The 20,825-nt window shown below is 70.2% G+C and carries 22 protein-coding genes; 13 read left to right on the top strand and 9 right to left on the bottom strand.

Annotated elements, in window-relative coordinates; translation table 11 throughout:
* Nucleotides 1-18: 18 nt before the first annotated feature.
* The 5 genes from ABD655_RS06275 to ABD655_RS06255 all read right to left on the bottom strand — a co-directional run bounded on the left by ABD655_RS06275 (nt 19) and on the right by ABD655_RS06255 (nt 4,597).
* Nucleotides 19-870 carry a CPBP family glutamic-type intramembrane protease gene (locus ABD655_RS06275; RefSeq protein WP_344715713.1) on the bottom strand — a complete coding sequence of 284 codons (852 nt, stop codon included), beginning with the start codon at nt 868-870 and terminating at the stop codon, nt 19-21.
* A 43-nt stretch (nt 871-913) separates the two neighbouring features.
* Nucleotides 914-2,230: an MFS transporter gene (locus tag ABD655_RS06270; protein ID WP_344712487.1), complete on the bottom strand. Its 1,317-nt coding sequence runs from the start codon at nt 2,228-2,230 to the stop codon at nt 914-916.
* On the bottom strand, nt 2,227-2,892 hold the full coding sequence (gene trmB, locus ABD655_RS06265) for a tRNA (guanosine(46)-N7)-methyltransferase TrmB (RefSeq protein ID WP_344715711.1): 666 nt from the start codon (nt 2,890-2,892) through the stop codon (nt 2,227-2,229). The genes ABD655_RS06270 and trmB overlap by 4 nt, the downstream gene beginning before the upstream one ends.
* Nucleotides 2,893-3,002: 110 nt before the next feature.
* Nucleotides 3,003-3,839: a DUF3097 family protein gene (locus tag ABD655_RS06260; RefSeq protein WP_344712483.1), complete on the bottom strand. Its 837-nt coding sequence runs from the start codon at nt 3,837-3,839 to the stop codon at nt 3,003-3,005.
* 80 nt (nt 3,840-3,919) lie between these two features.
* Nucleotides 3,920-4,597 carry a hypothetical protein gene (locus tag ABD655_RS06255; RefSeq protein WP_344712481.1) on the bottom strand — a complete coding sequence of 226 codons (678 nt, stop codon included), beginning with the start codon at nt 4,595-4,597 and terminating at the stop codon, nt 3,920-3,922.
* Nucleotides 4,598-4,782: 185 nt separating this feature from the next.
* Here ABD655_RS06255 and ABD655_RS06250 point away from each other — a divergent pair, with 185 nt between their 5' ends.
* The 4 genes from ABD655_RS06250 (at nt 4,783) to ABD655_RS06235 (ending at nt 9,074) form a co-directional block, all read left to right on the top strand.
* The gene (locus ABD655_RS06250) at nt 4,783-6,813 is read left to right on the top strand and encodes a TPM domain-containing protein (protein WP_344712480.1); all 2,031 of its coding nucleotides are present in this window, start codon (nt 4,783-4,785) and stop codon (nt 6,811-6,813) included.
* 72 nt (nt 6,814-6,885) lie between these two features.
* Nucleotides 6,886-7,650, top strand: coding sequence for a PspA/IM30 family protein (locus ABD655_RS06245; RefSeq protein WP_344712478.1), 765 nt, complete (start codon nt 6,886-6,888; stop codon nt 7,648-7,650).
* Between the two features lie 111 nt (nt 7,651-7,761).
* Nucleotides 7,762-8,583: an arginase family protein gene (locus ABD655_RS06240; RefSeq protein ID WP_344712476.1), complete on the top strand. Its 822-nt coding sequence runs from the start codon at nt 7,762-7,764 to the stop codon at nt 8,581-8,583.
* A complete protein-coding gene (locus ABD655_RS06235) occupies nt 8,580-9,074 on the top strand; it encodes a Fe-S oxidoreductase (protein WP_344712474.1) in 495 nt (164 codons plus the stop codon). Before ABD655_RS06240 ends, ABD655_RS06235 begins: the two co-directional genes overlap by 4 nt.
* A 44-nt stretch (nt 9,075-9,118) precedes the next feature.
* Here the strand turns inward: ABD655_RS06235 and ABD655_RS06230 are convergent, their stop codons facing one another.
* From ABD655_RS06230 to ABD655_RS06220, 3 genes are all read right to left on the bottom strand, one after another.
* Complete coding sequence (locus ABD655_RS06230; protein WP_344712472.1) at nt 9,119-9,598, bottom strand: SIP domain-containing protein; 480 nt, start codon at nt 9,596-9,598, stop codon at nt 9,119-9,121.
* Between the two features lie 66 nt (nt 9,599-9,664).
* Nucleotides 9,665-10,393, bottom strand: coding sequence for a tyrosine-protein phosphatase (locus tag ABD655_RS06225; RefSeq protein ID WP_344712470.1), 729 nt, complete (start codon nt 10,391-10,393; stop codon nt 9,665-9,667).
* Nucleotides 10,390-10,899, bottom strand: coding sequence for a carboxymuconolactone decarboxylase family protein (locus ABD655_RS06220; protein ID WP_344712468.1), 510 nt, complete (start codon nt 10,897-10,899; stop codon nt 10,390-10,392). Before ABD655_RS06220 ends, ABD655_RS06225 begins: the two co-directional genes overlap by 4 nt.
* A gap of 55 nt (nt 10,900-10,954) precedes the next feature.
* On the opposite strand from ABD655_RS06220, the gene ABD655_RS06215 reads away from it, so the two are divergent.
* The 9 genes from ABD655_RS06215 to ABD655_RS06175 all read left to right on the top strand — a co-directional run bounded on the left by ABD655_RS06215 (nt 10,955) and on the right by ABD655_RS06175 (nt 20,198).
* Nucleotides 10,955-11,887: an alpha/beta fold hydrolase gene (locus ABD655_RS06215; RefSeq protein WP_344712466.1), complete on the top strand. Its 933-nt coding sequence runs from the start codon at nt 10,955-10,957 to the stop codon at nt 11,885-11,887.
* A 143-nt stretch (nt 11,888-12,030) separates the two neighbouring features.
* Complete coding sequence (locus ABD655_RS06210) at nt 12,031-13,542, top strand: ABC transporter substrate-binding protein (protein WP_344712465.1); 1,512 nt, start codon at nt 12,031-12,033, stop codon at nt 13,540-13,542.
* Nucleotides 13,539-14,489, top strand: coding sequence for an ABC transporter permease (locus tag ABD655_RS06205; protein ID WP_344712463.1), 951 nt, complete (start codon nt 13,539-13,541; stop codon nt 14,487-14,489). The genes ABD655_RS06210 and ABD655_RS06205 overlap by 4 nt, the downstream gene beginning before the upstream one ends.
* A 98-nt stretch (nt 14,490-14,587) precedes the next feature.
* Nucleotides 14,588-15,415 carry an ABC transporter permease gene (locus tag ABD655_RS06200; protein ID WP_344715709.1) on the top strand — a complete coding sequence of 276 codons (828 nt, stop codon included), beginning with the start codon at nt 14,588-14,590 and terminating at the stop codon, nt 15,413-15,415.
* Nucleotides 15,412-16,200, top strand: coding sequence for an ATP-binding cassette domain-containing protein (locus ABD655_RS06195; RefSeq protein ID WP_344712461.1), 789 nt, complete (start codon nt 15,412-15,414; stop codon nt 16,198-16,200). The genes ABD655_RS06200 and ABD655_RS06195 overlap by 4 nt, the downstream gene beginning before the upstream one ends.
* Nucleotides 16,197-16,997, top strand: coding sequence for an ATP-binding cassette domain-containing protein (locus tag ABD655_RS06190; RefSeq protein WP_344712459.1), 801 nt, complete (start codon nt 16,197-16,199; stop codon nt 16,995-16,997). Before ABD655_RS06195 ends, ABD655_RS06190 begins: the two co-directional genes overlap by 4 nt.
* Nucleotides 16,998-17,272: 275 nt before the next feature.
* On the top strand, nt 17,273-18,301 hold the full coding sequence (locus ABD655_RS06185; RefSeq protein WP_344712457.1) for an endonuclease domain-containing protein: 1,029 nt from the start codon (nt 17,273-17,275) through the stop codon (nt 18,299-18,301).
* Nucleotides 18,302-18,679: 378 nt separating this feature from the next.
* Complete coding sequence (locus ABD655_RS06180; RefSeq protein WP_344712455.1) at nt 18,680-19,750, top strand: M4 family metallopeptidase; 1,071 nt, start codon at nt 18,680-18,682, stop codon at nt 19,748-19,750.
* The gene (locus tag ABD655_RS06175) at nt 19,725-20,198 is read left to right on the top strand and encodes a protealysin inhibitor emfourin (protein WP_344712454.1); all 474 of its coding nucleotides are present in this window, start codon (nt 19,725-19,727) and stop codon (nt 20,196-20,198) included. Before ABD655_RS06180 ends, ABD655_RS06175 begins: the two co-directional genes overlap by 26 nt.
* On the opposite strand, the gene ABD655_RS06170 is transcribed toward ABD655_RS06175, so the two are convergent.
* Nucleotides 20,199-20,810 (bottom strand): GNAT family N-acetyltransferase, encoded by a 612-nt coding sequence (locus ABD655_RS06170; RefSeq protein ID WP_344712453.1) that lies wholly within the window; start codon nt 20,808-20,810, stop codon nt 20,199-20,201. It abuts the gene before it with no gap.
* Nucleotides 20,811-20,825 lie beyond the last annotated feature (15 nt).

Here is a 20,825-nt window from a genome sequence, read left to right as displayed (position 1 = left end):
TTCACTCCGCCGAGGGACTCAGATGAGGAAGAGTCCGTTCAGCAGATCCGGGTTGTGTGCGTGCACGAGCACGAGGAAGACCACGGCGTCGAAGAGCAGATGCACGGTCACCACGTAGGTCAGCGAACGCGTGCGCTTGAAGATGTAGGCCTGCACCAGCGCGAACGGGATCGTCAGCAAGGGCCCCCACGCCTGGTAGCCCAGCTCCCAGAGGAACGAGACGAAGACGGTCGCCTGCAGCAGGTTGGCCTGCCAGTCGGGGAAATGGCGGCGCAGCAGGGTGAACACGATGCAGATGAAGAACAGCTCGTCCCAGATTCCCACCGCGCCCACACCGACGAACAGCCGGGCGATCATTTCCGGCGTATCCACCACCGGCCAGTTCATGTAGACGCCCGAGGTGATGAAGTAGAAGGGCAGGATCAGCCAGCCGAAGGCGAGCACGGCGAACAGCCAGGTCCACTGGAACGCCGTCCAGCGTCCACCCCCGCGCCACGGGAAGCGGATCGCGTGATCGCGGTAGACGAAGCGGGAGATCACGTACGGCACGGCCACGGCACCACCCAGCGCGAGCCCGAACCGAACGAACGCGAGATTGTCCAGCTCCGCGGCGAGCGGGATGGCGCTGACGATGAGCATTCCGAGGGTGATCAGCGAGAGGTCCCGCACCAGGCTCGGGGTTCGCACACCGGTCGACGCGACGCTCGCTTGCGCGGCGGCGGCCTCGGCATCCGTACGGAAACGCACGAACCAGGCGGTCAGCATCCCGGCGGCGAGCAGCACCCACCCCAGCCAGGCGATCTGCAGGACGAAGAACGCGGGCGCGGCGAGGCACACCAGGAAAGCGGGGATCAGACCGACTGAGACCATCGGGCGGGTGCCGAGCACGGCAGTGGGATGAGCGGGCACCCGTTCAGTCTGTCAGCGGATGGGCGATCTCATCCTGCGGCATGCGCGCGGCGAAGATCGCGATGATGCCGAACACGAGCGTGAGGACGCCCGCCGCGGTGAAGATCACCTGCATCGAGAGCACCTCGGACAGCGGTCCGGCGAGCGCCATCGACAGCGGCATGAGAGCGAGCGAGACGAAGAAATCCAGGCTCGAGATCCGTCCCAGCATGTGCCGGGGAACGCGCCGCTGCAGCAGGGTGCCCCAGATGACGTTGCCGTAGCTGAACCCGAAGCCGACGAGGAACAGCGACGCCATGAGGAGCCAGTACTGGTCGGTGAACCCGACGATGATGAACGGCAGCGTGCTGACGCCCCACACCAGGTTCATCGTGGTCAGATAGCGCCGCGGGAGCTTTCTCGACGACACGAAGATCGAGCCGAGCACCCCACCGGCACCGTAGACCGCCAGCAGGAAGCCGAACAGACGAGGATCCTCGCCGATCCGTTCCCGGACGAGGAACGGCAGCAGCACCTCTTCGGGCCCGACCACGACGAGCACCCACAGCGTGGCGTACAGGAGGGTCCACAGCAGCCACGGTGTCTTCACCGTGAAGACGACCGCTTCGCGCAGGTCGTGGAAGACGCTCTTCGCCGAGTGATCCGCGGTCTCGTCCGCTGCGGCCGGCTCAGGCTCGGGGCGCAGGAACATCAGGATCGTGAAGGCCGCGCCGTGCGCGATCGCGATCACCACCGCCGCGTGGGCGGGGATCACCGCGGCCAGGAGCATTCCCGCGGCCGCCGGACCCGCCGCCTGCTGCAACGCGGGCCGGATAGCCCCCTCCAGCCCGTTCGCGGCGAGGAGCTGGCCCGGGGGAAGCAGGCGCGGCAGGATCGCGCTGTACGCGGGGAAGAAGAACCCCGCTCCGGCACCGAGGGTGAACGCGACGACGACGAGCTGCGGGATGCCGACCGGTCCGAACGCGCCGACCACCACGACGGACGTGATCGCCAGGAAGTCCGCCAGCGAGACGGCGCGGACGATCAGCCGGCGTGAGACGCGGTCCGCGACGATGCCTCCCGGAATGGCGCACAGCAGCAGTCCGGTGGCGTTCGCCGCGGCGACGAGCGACAGGTCGAGGGGTCCTCCCCCGACGCCGATGACGGCGTAGACCATCACAACGGCCCACATCCCGGCGGCGAAGATCGACAGCACGACCGCGGCGAACAGCGCGCGGAAGTCCCGGTGCGCGAGTGGGCGGACGATCCTCCAGCGGTCGCGCGTCGCGCCCGCCCGTGCACCCTCCACCGGAGCGGATGCCGGGTCCTTCGGCTCGCTCATTCCCGGCGTTGGCGGATGTAGCTGAGATCACGGATCGCGCGACCCGCCCGAGCCCCCTTGCGTTCGAAGGCCGTCAGAACCCGGCCGTCGAACCGGTCCGCCCACTCGCCCGCGAACGCGCGCTCGAACTCGGGCGCGGCATCGAGCACCTCGCGCATCTGCCGGGCGTACTGCTCCCAGTCGGTGGCAAGACGCAGCGTCCCCCCGTCGCGCACGGCGCCCGCAGCCGTCGTGGCGAACTCCGGCGTGACGAGCCGCCGCTTGGTGTGCTTGTTCTTGTGCCACGGGTCGGGGAAGAAGACCCACAGCTCGTCGACGGATGCCGGTGGCAGCAGGTGCTCGAGGACCTCCGGCGCGTTCGCCTCGACGAGCCGCAGGTTCTCGACGGCCGCGCGCTCCGCGCCCAGCATCGTGCGGGCCAGCCCGGCGGTGAAGACCTCGATCGCGAGGAAGTCGGCCTCGGGGCGCGACACGGCCGCGTGGATGATGGCGTGACCCTGCCCGGAACCGATCTCGACGATGAGTGGCGCATCCCGCCCCCAGACCTCCCGCGGGTCGATCGCCGCGCCGGGTCGCACACTGGTGGCCGCATCGTCGCGGGGCGCGTCCAGGACGTACCGCGCAGCGAGGTCGGTCCAGGCGCGCTCCTGCCCGTCGGTCATCCGGCCGTTGCGGCGAACGAAGGACACGGGGCGATCACGGAAGGTGGAGGGGTCGGACACCACTCCAGGCTAACCACGCACACCGACTTCCATGTCGGTGCGGCCGTGCTTCAGTCCGTGACGAAGTCGATGAGCTCCTCGACACGGCCGAGCAGGGCCGGGTCCAGGTCCCGATAGGAGTGAACGCGTGCGAGGATGCGCTGCCACGCCCTGCCCAGGTCCGCCGGTGTCTCGGACGGCCACCCCAGCGCCCGGCACGTCCCGACCTTGATGTCGGTTCCCCGCGGAACCTCCGGCCAGCGCGCGATGCCCATCGCCTTCGGGGTCACGCACTGCCAGACGTCCACGTACGGGTGCCCGACCATGCGGACGAAACGGCCGTGCGGTCCCCGTGCCACCGCATCCGCGATTCGCGATTCCTTCGAGCCGGGCACGAGGTGATCGACCAGAACCCCGTAGCGGCGATCCGCGGTCGGCGGCTCGTTCTCGAGCGTCTCGGCGAGCAGGTCGACACCCTGCAGATACTCCACGACCACGCCCTCTGCGCGCAGGTCCGCGCCCCACACCTTCTCGACCAGCTCGGCATCGTGGCGTCCCTCGACGAGGATGCGACTCGCGCGAGCCACTCGCGCGCGCGCTTCGGGGGCCGCGAATGACCCGGACGCGGTCCGCGCCGGGGTCCGCGGCGCGGTGGACAGGACGGGCGCGGTCAGCACCACATCGGCGCCGTCGACGAGGAACCCGGGCCCGAGCGGGAACAGCCGGTGCCGCCCGTGCCGGTCTTCGAGCTCGACGAGACCGGAGGCCACCCCGACGACAGCTCCGCAGAATCCGTCCGCCGCGACCTCGACCACCAGGTCGACGTCGGCTGTGAGCACGGGAACGGGTCGTCGGCGGGCATCGCGCCATCCGGCCGCCAGTACGTCGGCCGCGTATCGATCGTCCATGAGTCCTCCGAGATCGACACGCTACCCGCGCGGCACGGTGGCGGACCGCTCACACGGCGAGGTCGATCAAAACCGTCTGCTCAGACGGCTCTTCGTCGCGCCATGACGACCGCAGCGCCGCCGCCGAGCAGGAGCAGGACGCTCCCGACGATCAGCGACGCGCCGGGCGCCGAGGCCCCCGACGCCGCCAATCGGCGTGGCCCGGCGGTGCTGCTCTCGGATGCCGCGGGGACGGTGGCGGCATCCGGATCGGGCCCCGGGACCGGTGCGTCGGGCGTGGTCGGCGGGATCGCGGGGAGCGGTGGGACACCCGAGGGGAGGACGGCCGTTGCCCATGCGGTCTCTTCGCCCTGCTGCACGCAGGCGGCCTCGAGAAGGACGCTCGCGAGCGGTCCGGGGTTGTTGGCGACCAGCCACACGCTGATGGGTTCCAACGGCACCTGGACCGCCGCGCCGTCCGCCGCGGCGACGACCTCCAATCCGATAGGGACCTCGACGACGCCGCCGTCGCCCGTGGGGCTCAGCAGCGTGGACGCGAACAGGATCGCTCCGTCGGCGGGACACCCGGCCACGGAGACGGAACCATGGTCTCCCGGCTCCCGCAGCACGTCCACGCTCATGCCTGCGGGGACATGCAGGACGAGCTCGATGGGCGGAGGCGGCGGAGCTTCTTCGGCGGCCGCGGGCGAGCCGGTCATCGCCAGCAGCGTCGCGGCGAGCAACGAACCTGACGTTGCGACGATGGAAAGTACGGACATGGTCCCCCTCGGTCGAATTCTCAGTATCCCTGACACCAAGCCTCGCGCCGCACGCGCTCTCGCGCGGGCACGTCGAACGAGCCGACGGCTGGTTCGCCGCCGCGGCCACGCCCTCGCCTCGCACGCGAGGGTTGCATAGACTCGGTGCTCGGGGCCTCGACTGCGCGTCCCCGAGGAGGGGAACGATGCGTGCGCGATGGGCAGTGGCGCTCACGACGGCTCTCACGCTGATGTTCGCGGGCGCAGCCGGTGCCGCGTCGGCGACGGACCCCGTGACTCTCGGTGCCGGATACGTGCTCGACGATGTCGGCGCACTCTCCAGCGCCCAGGCGAGCGAAGCGCAGACCCGCCTCGAGCAGCTCAAGGCCGACACCGGGATCGACCTGTGGGTGGTGTTCGTCGACGAGTTCACCGACCCCACCAGCTCGGAGGACTGGGCGAACACCACTGCGGAGATCAACGGGCTCGGCCCGACGCAGTATCTGCTCGCGATCGCCACCGGCACCCGTCAGTTCTACCTCTCCGGCGATTCCTCCGGTCCGGTGTCCTTCGAACAGCTCGGAACGATCGAGCAGTCGGTCCAGCCGCGGCTGGCCGACGAGGACTGGGCCGGTGCCGTCGACAGCGCTGCCGCGGGATTCGCCGACGCCGCGGGCGGCGGGCCCGGCTCCGACGCTTCCGGAGGGGGTTTCCCCACGGGCCTGGTCATCTTCCTCGCGATCGCCGTCGTCGCGATCATCGTGATCGTGCTCGTGGTGCGCAGCCGACGCAAGAACAGGAAGGTCGGCGGCGCGGGCGGCGCCGGACCGGCGATCGAACAGATCGACGGAAAGGAACTGGCGCGGCGCGCCTCATCGGCACTCGTGGAGACCGACGATGCCGTCAAGACGAGCGAACAGGAGCTCGGGTTCGCCAAGGCGCAGTTCGGCGACGCCGCCACCATCGAGTTCAAGCAGGCGCTGCAGAAGGCTCATGAGAACCTCAACACGGCATTCACGCTGAGGCAGCAGCTGGATGACGCGACGGCCGACACCGAAGAGCAGACCCGTGCGTGGAACGCCGAGATCATCCGCCTGTGCGAAGAGGCCAACGCGGGCCTTGATGACAAGGCCGCCGCGTTCGACGAGCTGCGCCGGCTCGAGCAGAACGCTCCCGAGTCCCTCGCACGCGTGAAGGAACTGCGGGACACGGCCGCAGCATCCATCGACGCTGCAGATGCGCACCTGCGGACGCTGGCCGCCGGCTACGCGCCCGAGGCGCTGGCGACCGTCGCCGACAACCCTCAGCAGGCGAGCCAGCGCATCGCGTTCGCCGACGAGCAGCTCGCCGCAGCCGCCGCCGCGATCGCGGCCGGCAAAGGAGGTGAGGCCGCCGTCAGCATCCGGGCGGCGGAGGAATCCGTGGGCCAGGCCCTCCTCCTGGAGCAGGCCATCGACAAGCTCGGGCGCGACCTGGCCGAGGGCGACCGCAGCGCCGCGGAGCTGATCATCGAACTCGAGGGCGACATCGCCACGGCATCCGCTCTGCCCGATACCGACGGCCGGGTTTCCGCCGCGATCACGGCAACCCGCCAGCAGGTCGACGGCGCGAAGGCCAATCTCGCCGGCTCCGCGCGCCGCCCGCTGCAGATCCTGCAGAGCCTCGAGGCGGCCGACGCGCAGATCGACGGCGTCGTGGCCGGCGTGCGAGATGCGGCGGCCAAGGCCCAGCGCGCGCAGCAGATGGTCGGCCAGCAGATCCTTCAGGCCCAGGGTCAGGTCTCCGCCGCCGAGGACTACATCACCGCCCGGCGTGGAGCGATCGGCGCTGCGGCGCGCACGCGACTGGCCGAGGCCGGGGCGGCGCTGGTCCAAGCCCAGCAGCTGCAGGCGGCCAATCCCGAGCAGGCGCTGCAGTACGCGCAGCGCGCCAATCAGCTCGCGAGCCAGGCGATTGAACACGCCTCGAACGATGTCGGCGCATTCCAGGACGGCGGGATGGGTGGCATGCTGGGCGGGTTGGGGGGCAGCGGCGGTCGCAGCGGGGACGGCGGCGGCATGCTGGGCGCCATCCTCGGCGGCATCGTGATCAACTCCATGCTCGGCGGCGGCGGCTCGGGCCGCGGCTCATCCGGGGGGCTGGGCGGCATGCTCGGCGGAGGGGGCGGAGGCCGGATGAGTCCCGGCAGTTTCGGCGGCGGCGGCACACGCGGTCGCCGAGGGGGTGGTCGCTTCTGAGCACCCCTGCACGACGGAGTCCCGCAAGTTTTCACACGTACGTTCCGAACCATCGATAGGAAGGAAACACGGATGGCAAAGCAGTCCATCTTCGGTCGCATCTCGACCCTCCTGAGAGCGAACATCAACTCGATGCTCGACTCCGCCGAGGATCCGCAGAAGATGCTCGACCAGCTCGTCCGCGACTACTCGAACAGCATCGCCGACGCCGAAGCTGCCATCGCTGAGACGATCGGCAACCTCCGACTTCTCGAGCGCGACCACGAGGAAGACATCCAGGAAGCGTCCGAGTGGGGCAACAAGGCCCTGGCGGCCAGCAGGAAGGCCGACCAGCTCCGCACCGCGGGGTCCACGGCCGATGCCGACAAGTTCGACAACCTGGCCAAGATCGCCCTCCAGCGCCAGATCGGCTCGGAGCGCGAAGCCCGGGCGGTCGAGCCCACGATCGCGTCGCAGAGCGAGGTTGTCGCCAAGCTCAAGGACGGCCTCAACGGCATGAAGCAGAAGCTCGAGCAGCTCCGCAGCAAGCGGAGCGAACTGCTCGCGCGCGCGAAGACCGCCGAGGCCCAGAACAAGGTCCACGACGCGGTCAAGTCCATCGACGTGCTCGATCCGACCAGCGAGCTGGGCCGGTTCGAGGACAAGATCCGACGCCAGGAGGCGCTGGCTCAGGGCAAGGAGGAGCTGGCCGCATCGAGTCTCGATGCGCAGTTCAACAGCCTCGACGACATGGGCGAGCTCACCGAGGTCGAAACTCGTCTGGCTGAGCTGAAGGCGGGCACTCCCGCTCCCGCGCAGCAGGCGATCGACGCCTCGACGGCCCCCTACACGCCGTAACAGCGCGGACGAACGGGCGGGTCCCTTCCGGGGGTCCGCCCGTTCTCCATCAGCGGAAGCGAAGCGTGCGCCGCGGGCGCGCGCACGCTGCGCGTGCGGAAGGATGAGGACATGGCCCGATTCGTGATCGTCCCGCAGTGGCAGGGATCGCCCTCCTCCCGCGCGATGCAGCTCATCGACGGCGCGCAGGCGATCGCCGGCGATCTGCCCCGCGCATCCTCGACCACGATCGAGGTCCCCATGGAGGCGGGCGAGCCCATCGGCACCGGCGTGCATCGTTACAGCACCCTGCGTCGCACGCGGGATCTGGTCGATCTCGAACTGGCCCCGCTGTCCGAGCCGGTCATGCTCATCGGCGGGGACTGCGGCATCGCCGTCGGAGGGGTCGGCCACGCCGCGCGGCGGCATCCCGAGCTGGCCGTGGTGTGGCTTGATGCCCACCCCGATCTGCATTCCCCCGACTCGTCGCCCTCCGGGGCGTTCAGTGGCATGGCGCTGCGCGCGATCCTGGGCGAGGGGGCCGATGGCCTCGGCCTCGCATCCGGCGATGTACCGGCCACCCGCGTCGTGCTCGCGGGCGCGCGTGCATACGAACCCGCTGAGGAGGATGCCGTCTCCGAACTCGCACTGCGCACCCTGGACGCTGCGGCCCTGAGTGAGCACGGCGCCCTCGCCGACGCCGTGACGGCGACCGGGGCGACGTCCGTCTACATCCACGTCGACCTGGACGTGCTGGACCCGGCGGCGATGGGCGGCGTGACAGCGTCCGTGCCATTCGGCGTCTCCCTCGCCGACCTGCTCGGCTCGATCGCCCAGGTGCGGGCCGCGCTGCCCCTGGCCGGATCGAGCATCACGGGGTTCGCACCGCCGTCGCCCGCGGCGGCGGTGGAGGACCTCGGCACCATCCTGAGGATCGTGGGGGCGCTCGCGTGAGTCCGATCCCGAGTCCTCCGACCGGATGGCGTGCGGAAGCGGATCGCGCCGTCGAGCGCGGCGCTCGTCTGGACCGGTTTCTGCCGTTCCTCGACTCCCCCGTCAGCCACGCCGGATACGTGTACGGGACAGTCGTCGGCTGGATCTGGGGATCGATGTGGAGCACCGGACGCATCGAGCGGCGCGCGGGCCTGTGGGTCTTCCGGGGGCTGCCCCGCTGGGCGTACCGTCGCGGCGGCGTGTGCGTGGGCGGGTGCTACCTGACCGGCGCGGAGCCGGTCACCGACCGCGTCCTCGCCCACGAAGCCGTCCATGCGCGCCAGTGGCGCCGGTACGGATTCCTGATGCCCGTGCTGTATCTGCTGGCCGGGCGCAACCCGCTGCGCAACCGGTTCGAGATCGAAGCCGGGCTGGAAGACGGCAACTATGTGCCGCGATCCAGGTCGCCGCGCAGGGGCGATCTCACGTCGTCCGGGAGCGCGCTCGCTTAGAACGGGCCGCACGGAACGCACGCGCGCAAACCGGCGCGGCAGGCTCAGCGCGCGGTGGCGAGCCCGAATCGCTCCGGCGTGTGGATCGCATCGGCCGCGACGCCACTGCGGGCGGTGAGGTGGTCGACGATGTCGGCGGTGCCGAGGTATCCGCCCAGCAGGAAGATCCGGGTGTGGTCGTCGTCGGCGCAGAGCATCTCGTCCGCCCACGCGGTCACCGCGCGCACCAGCGCCTGACCCGGAGCGCAGGTCCGGCCCGTGCCCGGGGCGCCGGTGCGGGCCGCGCGGTCCAGCCATGTCACCACCATCCGGCTCGGGACGTGCAGGTCGTCCTGCCCATCGCCCCCGAACCAGGACGCATCCGGCACCTCGATGAACACACGGCCGGTCGAGCAGATCGGCAGGGTCGCAAGCAACGCCTCGAGCTCGGCGAGCGAGGATTCGTCCGCCGTGATCAAGTGCTGGACGCGCGTGTGCCGCGAGGCGCGGCAGGCGGCGGCGTTGTGCTCGGTGCTGGAGGTCATGACACCTTCACTATACCCCGAAGCAAGGGTTGCCTAACCTTGGTTGACGGAACCCGGACTCCCGGATCAGTCCCCCCGCAGGAGGACGCGGCGCAGCTCGGTCACCTCGTCCTCGGGCAGGCCATGCGCCACAAGGTATTCCGCCGCAGACCCGTACCGCGCGACGACCCCTGACAGCAACGTCCGCATCACCGGCGCCGGTGAGCGCGTGGCGAGGTCCTCGAGGTGGACGGCTTCGGGGTGCATGCGCCGCAGCAGCTCGACGACGTGGCGGTTGCGCCACTCCGGCAGCAGGTCCTCGGTGCGCGCGTAGTCCGCGACGATCGCGTCCTCATCGACGCCGGCGGCGGCCAGAGCGAGCGCCACGGTCACGCCGGTCCGATCCTTGCCGACCGTGCAATGCACCAGCACCGGCTGATCGGCGACGATCCCCCGCACCACATCCACGACGCCCGCCGAGGAGGCCTCGACCAGCCGGCGGTACATCTCGTCCAGAGAGATGTCCTCTTCGAACATCGAAGCCACCGAGCCGAGGAACAGCGGAACGCGCTGCGTCTGCAGGGACAGGCCCGCGACCCGGCTCGGCGCGTGGACGACCTCATCATCCGCGCGCAGATCGATGATGCGACGGATGCCGAGTCCCCCCAGCGCGACCACGCCATCGTCTTCGAGCCCGGCCAGATTACCCGAGCGGTACAGCACGCCGGACCGGGTGCGAGCGGGCCCCGCAGCGAGTCCGCCGACGTCCCGGAAGTTGACGGCGCCACGCACGACGGGGTCAGCGGGACGGTTCACCAGGCCGCGCCCGAAGCGGCGTCGCGGTCCTCCCCCGCCATGTCCTCGCGCGACGGGACGCTGTACCGCCCCGCGATGGCGATGCGGTTGAAGGCGTTGATCGAGACGAGGATCCAGCTCAGTCCGACGTACTCGCTCTCGGTCAGGATGCCGCCGACCCGGTTGTAGACCTCGTCGGCGATGCCCTCCTCCGACACGAAGGTGAACGACTCGGCGAGTTCGAGACCGGCCCGCTCACGGTCCGAGAACACACCGGATTCGCGCCACACGGGCAGCTGGGCGATCGTGTCGGCGGTCACGCCGGCCTTCTCGGCCCGTTCGAGGTGCACGCGCACGCAGTACGCGCATCCGTTCAGCTGCGACACGTGGATCTGCACGAGCTCCTTCAGGCGCGCATCGATCCCCGCCTCATCGGCGATCCCGCCGACCGTCTTGGAGAACGCGGACAGCGTCTTATACGCATCGGGTGCCGACTTCGAGAGGTGCACGCGCGCCAATTCGCTCATGACTCCACCCTACTCAGCGGCCTGGGAGGCCCGCGGGAACGGGCACAATGACAGGGTGAGCGAACCGACCGACGAGTTCTCCTTCCTGCCCGAACAGGCCGCCGACGCCGGGATCGTGGGACCTATCCCCCGCGGCGAGCGGATCGCGCTGACCCTCGCAGACGGCCGCATCCTGAGCGCTCTGCGCTACGGCGACGCGCCTCCCGTGGTGACCTTCCTGCACGGCGCCGGGCTCAACGCGCATACGTGGGACACGACGATCCTCGCGCTGGGGCTGCCGGCTCTCGCAATCGACCTGCCCGGCCACGGGGACTCTTCCTGGCGGGACGACTTCGCCTACACGGGTCGGGTCCTCGCGCCGGACATCGTCACCGGCATCGAGGCCTGGACCGACCGTCCGCAGATCCTCGTCGGCCACTCGCTCGGAGGGCTGACGGCAGCGGCGGTCGCGGCATCCCGCCCGGATCTGGTCAGGCACCTCGTGATCATCGACATCACACCGGGCGTGGACCCGAACGCGGGGCCCAGCCAGATCCGCGACTTCTTCGCCGGACCCACCGACTGGGCATCACGGGACGAGCTGGTCGACCGCGCGATGGCGTTCGGCCTCGGCGGCACGCGACGGGCCGCCGAGCGCGGTGTCCACTTCAACTCCCGGGTTCGAGCCGACGGGCGCGTCGAGTGGAAACACCACTTCGCGCACCTCGCGGCGGCGATGGCGAGTGCGCCTCAGGGGCCCCAGCCCGCCCGGCCGGATGCCGTCTCGGCGGTGCTCGGGGAGACCGGCTGGGACGACCTGTCGGAGGTCCGCGCGCCGATCACGCTCCTGCGCGGCGACCGAGGCTACGTCACCGACGCGGACGCCGCCGCGTTCGCGGACCGGGTGCCCGCGGCATCCGTCATCGTCCTGCCCTCGGGGCACAATCTGCAGGAGGAGACGCCGGTCGAACTGGCCGCGCGCCTGCGGACCGTCGTCGGGAAGGGTTAACGCTTGCGTTGCGTTCCGCGTAACGGGCGCCCGACCGGGTTCACGGGTTCTCTAGGCTGGACTATCGGACCGACCTGACTCCCGCAGAGTCGCCCGCCCGAGGCATCCGAGCAGCAATCGGATGCTCCTCCGAAAGGACCCCCATGCTTCGCCGCACCACCCTTGCCGCCACCGCCCTTCTTGCCGCGGGAGCACTGCTGCTCTCGGCGTGCACCGGCGGCGGTGCGACGCCGGAGCCGACGACCACCAGTGCGCCGGACCCGGACGCGTCCGCGGTGATCCGTCTGGTGCTCGAACCGGGCAACCTGGACATCCGCGAGACCGCCGGTGCCGCGCTGGATCAGATCCTGGTGGACAACATCTACCAGGGGCTGATCGCGCGCACGGCCGAGCAGGACATCGTGCCGTCGCTGGCCGAGGAGTGGGATGTCTCGCCGGACGGGCTGACCTACACCTTCACGCTGCGTGAGGACGTCACCTTCCACGACGGGCAGGCGCTGACCCCGCAGGATGTGGTGTGGACGCTGACCACGCGCAAGAACACGCCGGAGTGGAGCGACTCGGCCCGGCTGGCGAACGTGGCCTCGATCGTCGCGGAGGGCCAGAACGTCGTGCTGACCCTGACCGCGCCGGATTCCGGCCTGCTGTGGAACCTCACCGGCCGGGCCGGTCTCATCCTCAAGGAGGGCGACACCGTCGACTACCAGACCAAGGCCAACGGCACCGGCCCCTTCACGCTCGCGAACTGGCGTCAGGGCGACAGCATCACCTTCGCCCGCAACGAGGCGTACTGGGGTGACAAGGCGCAGGTCGCCGAGGTCGTCTTCGATTACATCCCCGACAACCAGGCCGCGCTGAACGCGGCGCTGGCCGGCGAGGTCGACGCGGTGACCGGGTTCGACGCGAACCTGAAGGAGCAGGTCGAGGCGACCGGGGCGTTCTCGCTCGTGACCGGTGCGTCCACCGACAAGGGCACCCTGGCGTTCAACCAGACCTCCGGGCCCCTAGCCGATAAGCGCGTCCGGCAGGCGATCCGTCAGGCGATCGACCACGACGCGTTCGTGGACGCCCTCGCCTCCGGCGAGACCCTGTTCGGGCCGATCCCGTCGCTGGATCCCGGCTACGAGGACCTCGCCGATACCGCCCCGTTCGATCCGGATGCAGCGCGCGACCTGCTGGCCGAGGCCGGCGCCGAGGACATCACCCTGGAGCTGACGATCCCCAGCTTCTACTCCACCACCATCCCGCAGATCCTCGTCTCGAACCTGAACGAGGTCGGCATCACCCTGCGGGTGAACTCGGTCGATTTCCCGACCTGGCTCAACGACGTCTACATCAACAAGGACTACGACCTCAGCTTCGTGCTGCACACCGAGGCGCGCGACTTCGAGAACTGGGCCAACCCGGACTACTACTTCACTTACGACAACCCCGAGGTGCAGGCCCTGTTCGCGCAGTCCCTGGCCTCCACCGACGAAGGCGACGCCGCCGACCTGCTCGCGGACGCCGCACGGATCGTCTCCGAAGACGCCGCCGCCGACTGGCTCTACAACGGCGCGTCCGTCGTGGCCGTGGGCACTAACATCACGGGTATGCCGTCGGTCAACGTCAACGAGCGCCTCAACCTCGCAGAGCTCGCCAAGAGCAACGGGTGATCCGCTACACGCTGACGCGGTTGGCCCTGCTCCTGCTCGGTCTTCTCGTCGCCAGCGTGCTGATCTTCCTCACCCTCCGCGTGCTTCCGGGAGACATCGCGCAGCTCATCGCCGGCACCAACAGCACGCCGGAGCAGATCGAAGGAATCCGGGAGCGGCTCGGCCTGAACCAGCCTCTTCCGGCCCAGTATCTGGAATGGATCGGCGGAGTGTTCCGCGGTGATCTGGGCTCCTCTCTGCTGACCGGTTCCAGCGTGACGGCGGAGCTGGCCGAGAAGGCGCAGGTCACCGTGCCGCTCGGCATCCTGTCGCTCACGATCGCGCTGCTGTTCAGCCTCCCGTTCGGCGTCATCTCCGCGATGCGTCGCGGCCGCGCAGACGGCACCGCGCTGAGCGTGGGCGCGCAGGCGCTGGCCGCCGTCCCGGTCGTGTGGGCGGGCATGATGCTCGTGGTCGTCTTCGCGGTGTGGCTCGGCTGGCTGCCCGCACAGGGCTTCCCCCGCGCCGGCTGGCAGGATCCCGCCGCGGCACTGCGCTCGCTCCTCCTGCCGGCGCTGACGATCGGCATCGTCGAGGGGGCGATGCTGATGCGGTTCGTGCGCAGCGCGACGATGCAGGCGATCGGTCAGGATTACGTCCGCACCGCCGCCGCGAAGGGGCTGACCCGCAACGCCGCCCTCATCCGGCACGGGCTGCCGAATGTCGGGCTCTCCGTCGTCACGGTGCTGGGACTTCAAGTGGCCGGGATCATCGTCGGCGCGGTCGTCATCGAGCAGCTCTTCACGCTGCCCGGAGTGGGCCGGATGCTGGTGGCCGATGTCAGCGCGCGCGACCTGCCGAAGGTGCAGGGCGAGCTGCTCGTCCTGACGGGGTTCGTCCTGGTCATCGGCTTCCTCGTCGATCTGGTCCACCGCCTCCTGGACCCGCGGCAGCGGGAGGCGACGTGACCGCGGACCGCCGGGGTGGACGAAGCGCGCGCGGCCGCGGGACGTGGCTGCGTCGCCTCTGGGCGCTGTCCACCGGTCGGTTCGGCCTGATCGTGGTCATGGTCGTCGCGCTCACGGCCCTGGTTGCGGTGTTCTGGACGCCCTTCAACCCGCGGCAGGTCGACATCGCGAACCGATGGGCGCTGCCGGGATGGCCGCACCTGCTGGGAACCGACGGGTCCGGCCGCGACATCCTGAGTCTGCTCATGGCGGGTTCGCGCACGACCGTGGTCGTCGCCGTCGGCGCCGGCGTCATCGCCACACTGATCGGCGTGGCGCTGGCCGCCCTCGGTGCGCTCACGGCGCGGTGGCTCCGAGAATCGGTGGCGGTGCTGGTCGACATCCTGATCGCGTTCCCGGTGCTGATCATCGCCATGATGATCAGCGCGGTCTGGGGCGGATCGCTCGCCGTGGTGATCTGGTCGGTGGGGATCGGCTTCGGCGTGAACATCGCGCGTGTCACCAGACCCGAGTTGCGCCGGGTGCTGCACAGTGACTTCGTGCTTGCCGGCCGGGCTTCCGGGCTCTCGCCCCTGCAGAATCTGTGGCGCCATCTGCTGCCCAACGTCGCCCCCGTCTTCATCGTCCAGCTGTCCTGGGGCATGGCCGTCGCGGTGCTCGCCGAAGCGGGGCTGTCCTACCTCGGCTTCGGTGCACCGGTCACCGAGCCCTCCTGGGGTCTGCTGCTGGCCGAGCTGCAGCAGTACATCACCGTGTATCCGCTGTCGGTCCTGTGGCCGGGGCTGGCGATCACGTTCACCGTCCTCGGGCTCAATCTCCTCGGCGATGCGCTGCGCGAGGCGACCGACCCGACGCTCTCGCGCGGCCGGGACCCGCTGCACCCGCCGCGCGGAGCCATCCGGCACGTTCCCGAGGTCGTCGCATGAGTCTCGAGGTCACGGATCTGGTCGTCGACATCGACGGCCGCAGGGTCATCGACGGGGTCTCGTTCGCGGTGCCCGACGGGGCCCGAGTGGGCCTGATCGGAGAGTCCGGCTCGGGCAAGTCCCTGACCGCGCTCGCCATCCTGGGACTGCTGCCCGACGGCGCCGAAGCCGGCGGCAGCGTCCGCTGGAACGGACGCGAGCTGATCGGCATGCCCGACCGGGAGCTGGCGCAGCTGCGCGGCGACGAGATCGGCATCGTGTTCCAGGAGCCGCGGACCGCGCTGAATCCGATCCGCACGATCGGGCGCCAGATCGCCGAGTCGGTGCGTATTCACGAGGGCCTGTCGCGCACGCAGGCCCGCGCGAGGGCGATCGCCGAAGCATCCCGAGTCGCCCTTCCGGATCCGGAGCGGATCGTGGCGCGGTACCCGCATCAGCTCTCCGGTGGTCAGCGTCAGCGAGCGGCGATCGCGATGGCCCTCGCCTGCCGGCCGCGCCTGCTCATCGCCGACGAGCCGACGACCGCGCTCGATGTCACGATCCAGTCCGAGATCCTCGAGCTGATGCTGTCGCTGGTGGAGGACGACGGGATGTCGCTCGTGTTCATCACCCACGACCTCGCGGTGCTGTCCCAGATCGCGACGGACGGTGTCGTGCTCGAGCACGGCCGCGTCGTGGAGGCCGCTCCCATCGCGACGCTGCTGACCGCGCCGTCCTCGCCGGTCACCCAAGGGCTGCTGCGGGATGCGACCGCGACGCTCTGGCGACCGGGAGGTGTGCGATGACCGACTTCCTGGTACGCGCTCGCGGGCTGACGCGTCGCTACCCGATCCCCCGGCAGAGCCTGTTCGAGCGACTCACGCACACGACCGCGCTCGAGGATGCGGACCTGGACGTCCGCGCCGGGTCCGCACTCGGGATCATCGGGGAATCCGGTTCGGGCAAGTCCACCCTGGTGCGGCTGCTGCTGGCGCTGGATGTCCCGACCGCGGGAACCGTCGAATTCGACGGCAGACCCGTGGATGCCGCGGCTCGAGCGGACTCGCTGCACTGGCTGCGCCGCGAGACCGGCATCGTGTTCCAGGACCCGTACGCGTCGCTGGACCCGCGGATGAGCGTCGGCCGCATCATCGGTGAGCCCTTGTGGGCTCTCGGGATCGAGGGCGACCGCCGCGAGCGCGTCCGGGAGGTGCTCGAGGAGGTCGGGCTGGAGCCGGAGATGGCGGAGCGGTTCCCGCACGAGTTCTCCGGGGGGCAGCGCCAGCGGATCGCGATCGCGCGGGCGGTGGTGCATCGGCCCAAGCTTCTCGTCGGCGACGAGCCCCTCTCCGCGCTGGATGTCACCGTTCGCGCCCAGATCCTCGAGCTGCTCCGGGAGCTGCGCGTGCGCGACCGGCTGACCCTCATCCTGGTCTCGCACGATATCGGCGTGGTGCAGAACCTCTGCGACGAGGTGATCGTGATGAAGGACGGCCGCATCGTCGAGGAGGGACCGACCGAGAAGGTGCTGATGCAGCCACAGGTCGCCTACACCCGCCGTCTGCTCGCCTCGATCCCCGTCATCGACCCCGGCTCCCCCTGACCGGGTTTGCGCGCGGTGCGGTCTGCGCGCCCGGCTGCCTGCGCGCTCGGCTGCCTGCGCGCCCGGCTGCCTCGCTGGGGTTCCCCTGTCGCAAGCTGCGCCCCCGGCCGGCATGTTGCGACAGGCGAGAGGCGCGGTCGCCCGGGTCGAGTTGGCACCCCCGGGGCTCCCCCGGGGCTCCCCTGTCGCACACTGCGCCCCCGCCGGCGTTTTGCGACGGACGAAGCGTCTTGCCTCGGGCTCACTCCCGCCAGCGTTCCTCCCCAGGTGCGCGGATGCGACTCGACTCCACCGGTGCGGGACCGGCGACGCGCGTCTCGGACGCGCGACTCGATCATGGGTGGATGCTGCGCCCGATGCTCCCCGACCACCTCGGCCTCTGCTTCCGTGTCGCGGACGCGCTTCGCGCCGGCGTCCCGCCCAGCCGTCTGCGCCGAGCAGATCTCGCGAGGCCGTTCCACGGCATCCGCGCGCTCGTCGACTCCGAGGCCGGTGTCGAGCTTGACCGCTTGGGCCGCCCGCTCGGCGACCTCGAACGCGATCATCTGCGTCGCGCACGCGAATACGCGGTGGGGATTGCGGAGGGGCACTTCTTCAGCCACATCACCGCCGCGGTGATCTGGGGCCTCCCTCTTCCGGCCGGCATCGTGGCGCGCCCCGGAATCGATGTCGGGGTGTTCGGACCCGCGCGGCTGCCGCGCGGCAAGGGTGTCCGCGGTCACCAGACCTCCGCGCGCCTCACGACCGTCCACCGCGACCCTCGCTCCGGCCTGCTGCTCACGAGCCCGGCATCCACCTGGGCGATGCTGGGCGCGGTGCTCCACGATCCCTACGACCTGATTGCAGTGGGGGATGCCGCGGTGCGCGTCTGGCGGGTCGCCCACCCGCTCGCCACCACTGCAGATCTCGAGGCCGCGGCGCAGTCGGGACGGCGCGTCGGCGTCGGTCAGCTGCGGGGCGCCCTCCCGCAGGTGCGTACTCGCGCGGCATCCCGACCGGAGACCTGGGCGCGTCTGACCCTGATCGGCGCCTTGCTGCCCGAACCGAAGCTGAACTTCGACGTCTTCGAAGACGGGCGGTTGCTGGCCTGCGTTGATCTCGCCTATCCGAGCCTGAAGATCGCGATGGAGTACGAGGGTGAGCATCACTTGCTCGATCCCGAACAGTGGGCACGCGACATCCGCCGATATGAGGAACTCATCGCAGCGGGGTGGCGCGTGATCCGCGTCACCAAGACCGAGCTCTTCGCAGAGCCGGGCGTCTTCGTCTCGCGCGTGCGCTCTGCAATCGCCGCCCGCTCCTGAGCCCGTCGGCCGCTCCCCCGTCGCAAAGCGCACGCTCTGCCTGCGTGTTGCGACAGGCGAGCGTCACGTTACGAGCCGGTCCGCGGTTCACCTGTCGCAAAGCGAGCGCCCCGGCGGCGTGTTGTGACAGGCGAACGCCGAGCCAAGCCTCACGCCGCGAATGCCACCTCGACTTCCGGGGCGCCACTCCCCTGTCGCAATCTGCAGCCCCGCCGGCGCATTGCGACAGGCGAGCACCGAGGTACGAGCCGGTCCACGGTTCCCCTGTCGCAAAGCGCGCGCCCCGGCGGCGTGTTGCGACAGGCGAGCACCTCGGCGGCCCGGCACCGAGCCGGCGGCATCCGGGAGCGTGTCGGGCACGCGGGTTAACCTCGAACCATGACGCACGCGATCGTCCCCCCGTATCTGCTTGCCAGGATCGCCGCCGCACGAGAGCCCACGTGGGCGCGAGCCGCTCACGCCGCGCGCACGACCCTCGAGGCGCCGCGCGAGTACCGTCCCGTTCGTTCGCGCCTGCGGATGTCCATCGACGAGCCGGGCACGCTCGTCGTCGAGAACGGGCCTGCGCCCGACCGCACCATCTCGGACGCGCAGCAGCGCGAACGGCTGCCCGGCGTCCGCGTGCGGGGCGAGGACGATCCGGCGACCGGCGACATCGCCGTCGACGAGGCCTTCGACGGGCTCGGCACGACCTTCGACTTCTTCTGGGATGCCTATCAACGCAGCAGCATCGACGGCGCCGGGGGGCCGCTGCTGGCGACCGTCCATTACGGCCGCGACTACGACAACGCGTTCTGGAACGGCGAGCGGATGGTCTTCGGCGATGGTGATGGAGAGGTGTTCGTCGGGTTCACGGGCTCGCTCACCGTGATCGCCCACGAGCTCACGCACGGGGTGACCGAGCACGAGGGCGGCCTGGTGTACCAGGGACAGTCCGGGGCTCTGAACGAGTCGATCTCGGACGTCTTCGGAGCACTCACCGAACAGCACCACCTCGCACAGACCGTCGACGAGGGGTCGTGGCTGATCGGCGCGGGCATCTTCACGGCGGCCGTCCAAGGCGTTGCGCTCCGCTCCCTGTCCGCGCCGGGAACGGCGTACGACGATGACGTGCTGGGCCGCGACCCGCAGCCCGCGCACATGGATGCGTACGTCCAGACCAGCGACGACAACGGTGGCGTGCACATCAATTCCGGCATCCCGAACCATGCGTTCTACCTCACCGCGCGAGCCCTGGGCGGTCGAGCCTGGGAGCGTGCCGGCGTGATCTGGTACCGCACCCTCACGTCCGGGACGGTGGCACCGACGGCGGACTTCAGCGCCTTCGCCGGCGCCACCCTCGCCGCGGCCGAGGCGGAGTACGGTGAGGAATCGGAGGAGGTCGACGCGGTCCGGATGGGCTGGACGGGCGTCGGTGTGCTCAATGGACGAAGCGGCGACACCGCCTGAACCCGACGAGGCGAACCGTAACGAGGAGTACGACGTCGTCGCGATCGCCGTCACCGTGACCCGGACCGGTGGATTCGCGGGTCTGCGGCGGACATGGCGAGCCCAACCCGATCCGGACGCGGCACCGCAGTGGATCGCGCTCATCGACGAGTGCCCTTGGGATGCCGCGAACCCCGCCCGCGCGATCCCGCCGAGTGGCGCCGACCGGTTCGTGTGGCATGTCGACGCTCGGTGCGGCGACGCGGAGCGCGAGGCGGCGCTGGCGGATCCCGAGGTGGAAGGTCCGTGGCGCGAGCTCATCGACGCGGTGCGATCCGCCCCCCGCCCGCCGGAATCCGCCCCGCGTTCGCCGGAATCGGCCCCCCGCTCGCCGGAATCGGCCCCGCGCTCGCCGAACCCCGCGCCACGCTCGCCGGACCCCGCGACGCCGCGACCGCCGCGCGACTGATCACCGCCGGAAGAGGCCCTTCTTCTTCGCGGGCTTGAGGTGCTTCTGCATGTAGATCGTCCCCAGCCATCGACCGAACTTGAACCCCACTCGGCCCATGCGTCCGACTTCGACGAAACCGAGCTTCTCGTGCAGGGCGACGGATGCCTCGGCGCCCTTGTCGCTGATCACCGCGACGATCTCGCGGATCCCCGCCGCCTCGCAGGCATCGATGAGGGCCTCCAGGAGCGCGCGCCCCAGGCCTTTCCCCGCGGCGGCGTGCCCGAGGTAGATCGAGTTCTCCACCGAGTAGCGGTAGGCGGACTTGCTCGACATCGGCTGCACCAGCGCGTAGCCCAGGATCTGTCCCGAAGGGGACTGCGCGACCAGGAAGGGCAGATTGAGCTTGGCCAGGTAGGCGGCCTTCTCACGCCACTGGGCCAGCGTCCACTTCTTCTCGTCGAAGGTGACCACGGAGTTGGTGACGTAGTAGTTGTAGATCTCCCGGATGTCGGGGATGTCACGGTCTTCCACAGGTCGGATCGCGTACGAGAATTCCGTTTCCGGGGCGGGCAGTTTCCGCAGGTGGCGAGGCAGCCTGCGACGGTCGCGGTCGTATTCCTCCTCCAGCATTCCGACAGCCTACGC

The sequence above is a fragment of the Microbacterium terregens genome (assembly GCF_039534975.1).
GTDB classification, from domain to species: domain Bacteria; phylum Actinomycetota; class Actinomycetes; order Actinomycetales; family Microbacteriaceae; genus Microbacterium; species Microbacterium terregens.
Note: the sequence above shows the minus strand (reverse complement) of the source record. Positions and strands in the feature narration are given on the sequence as shown.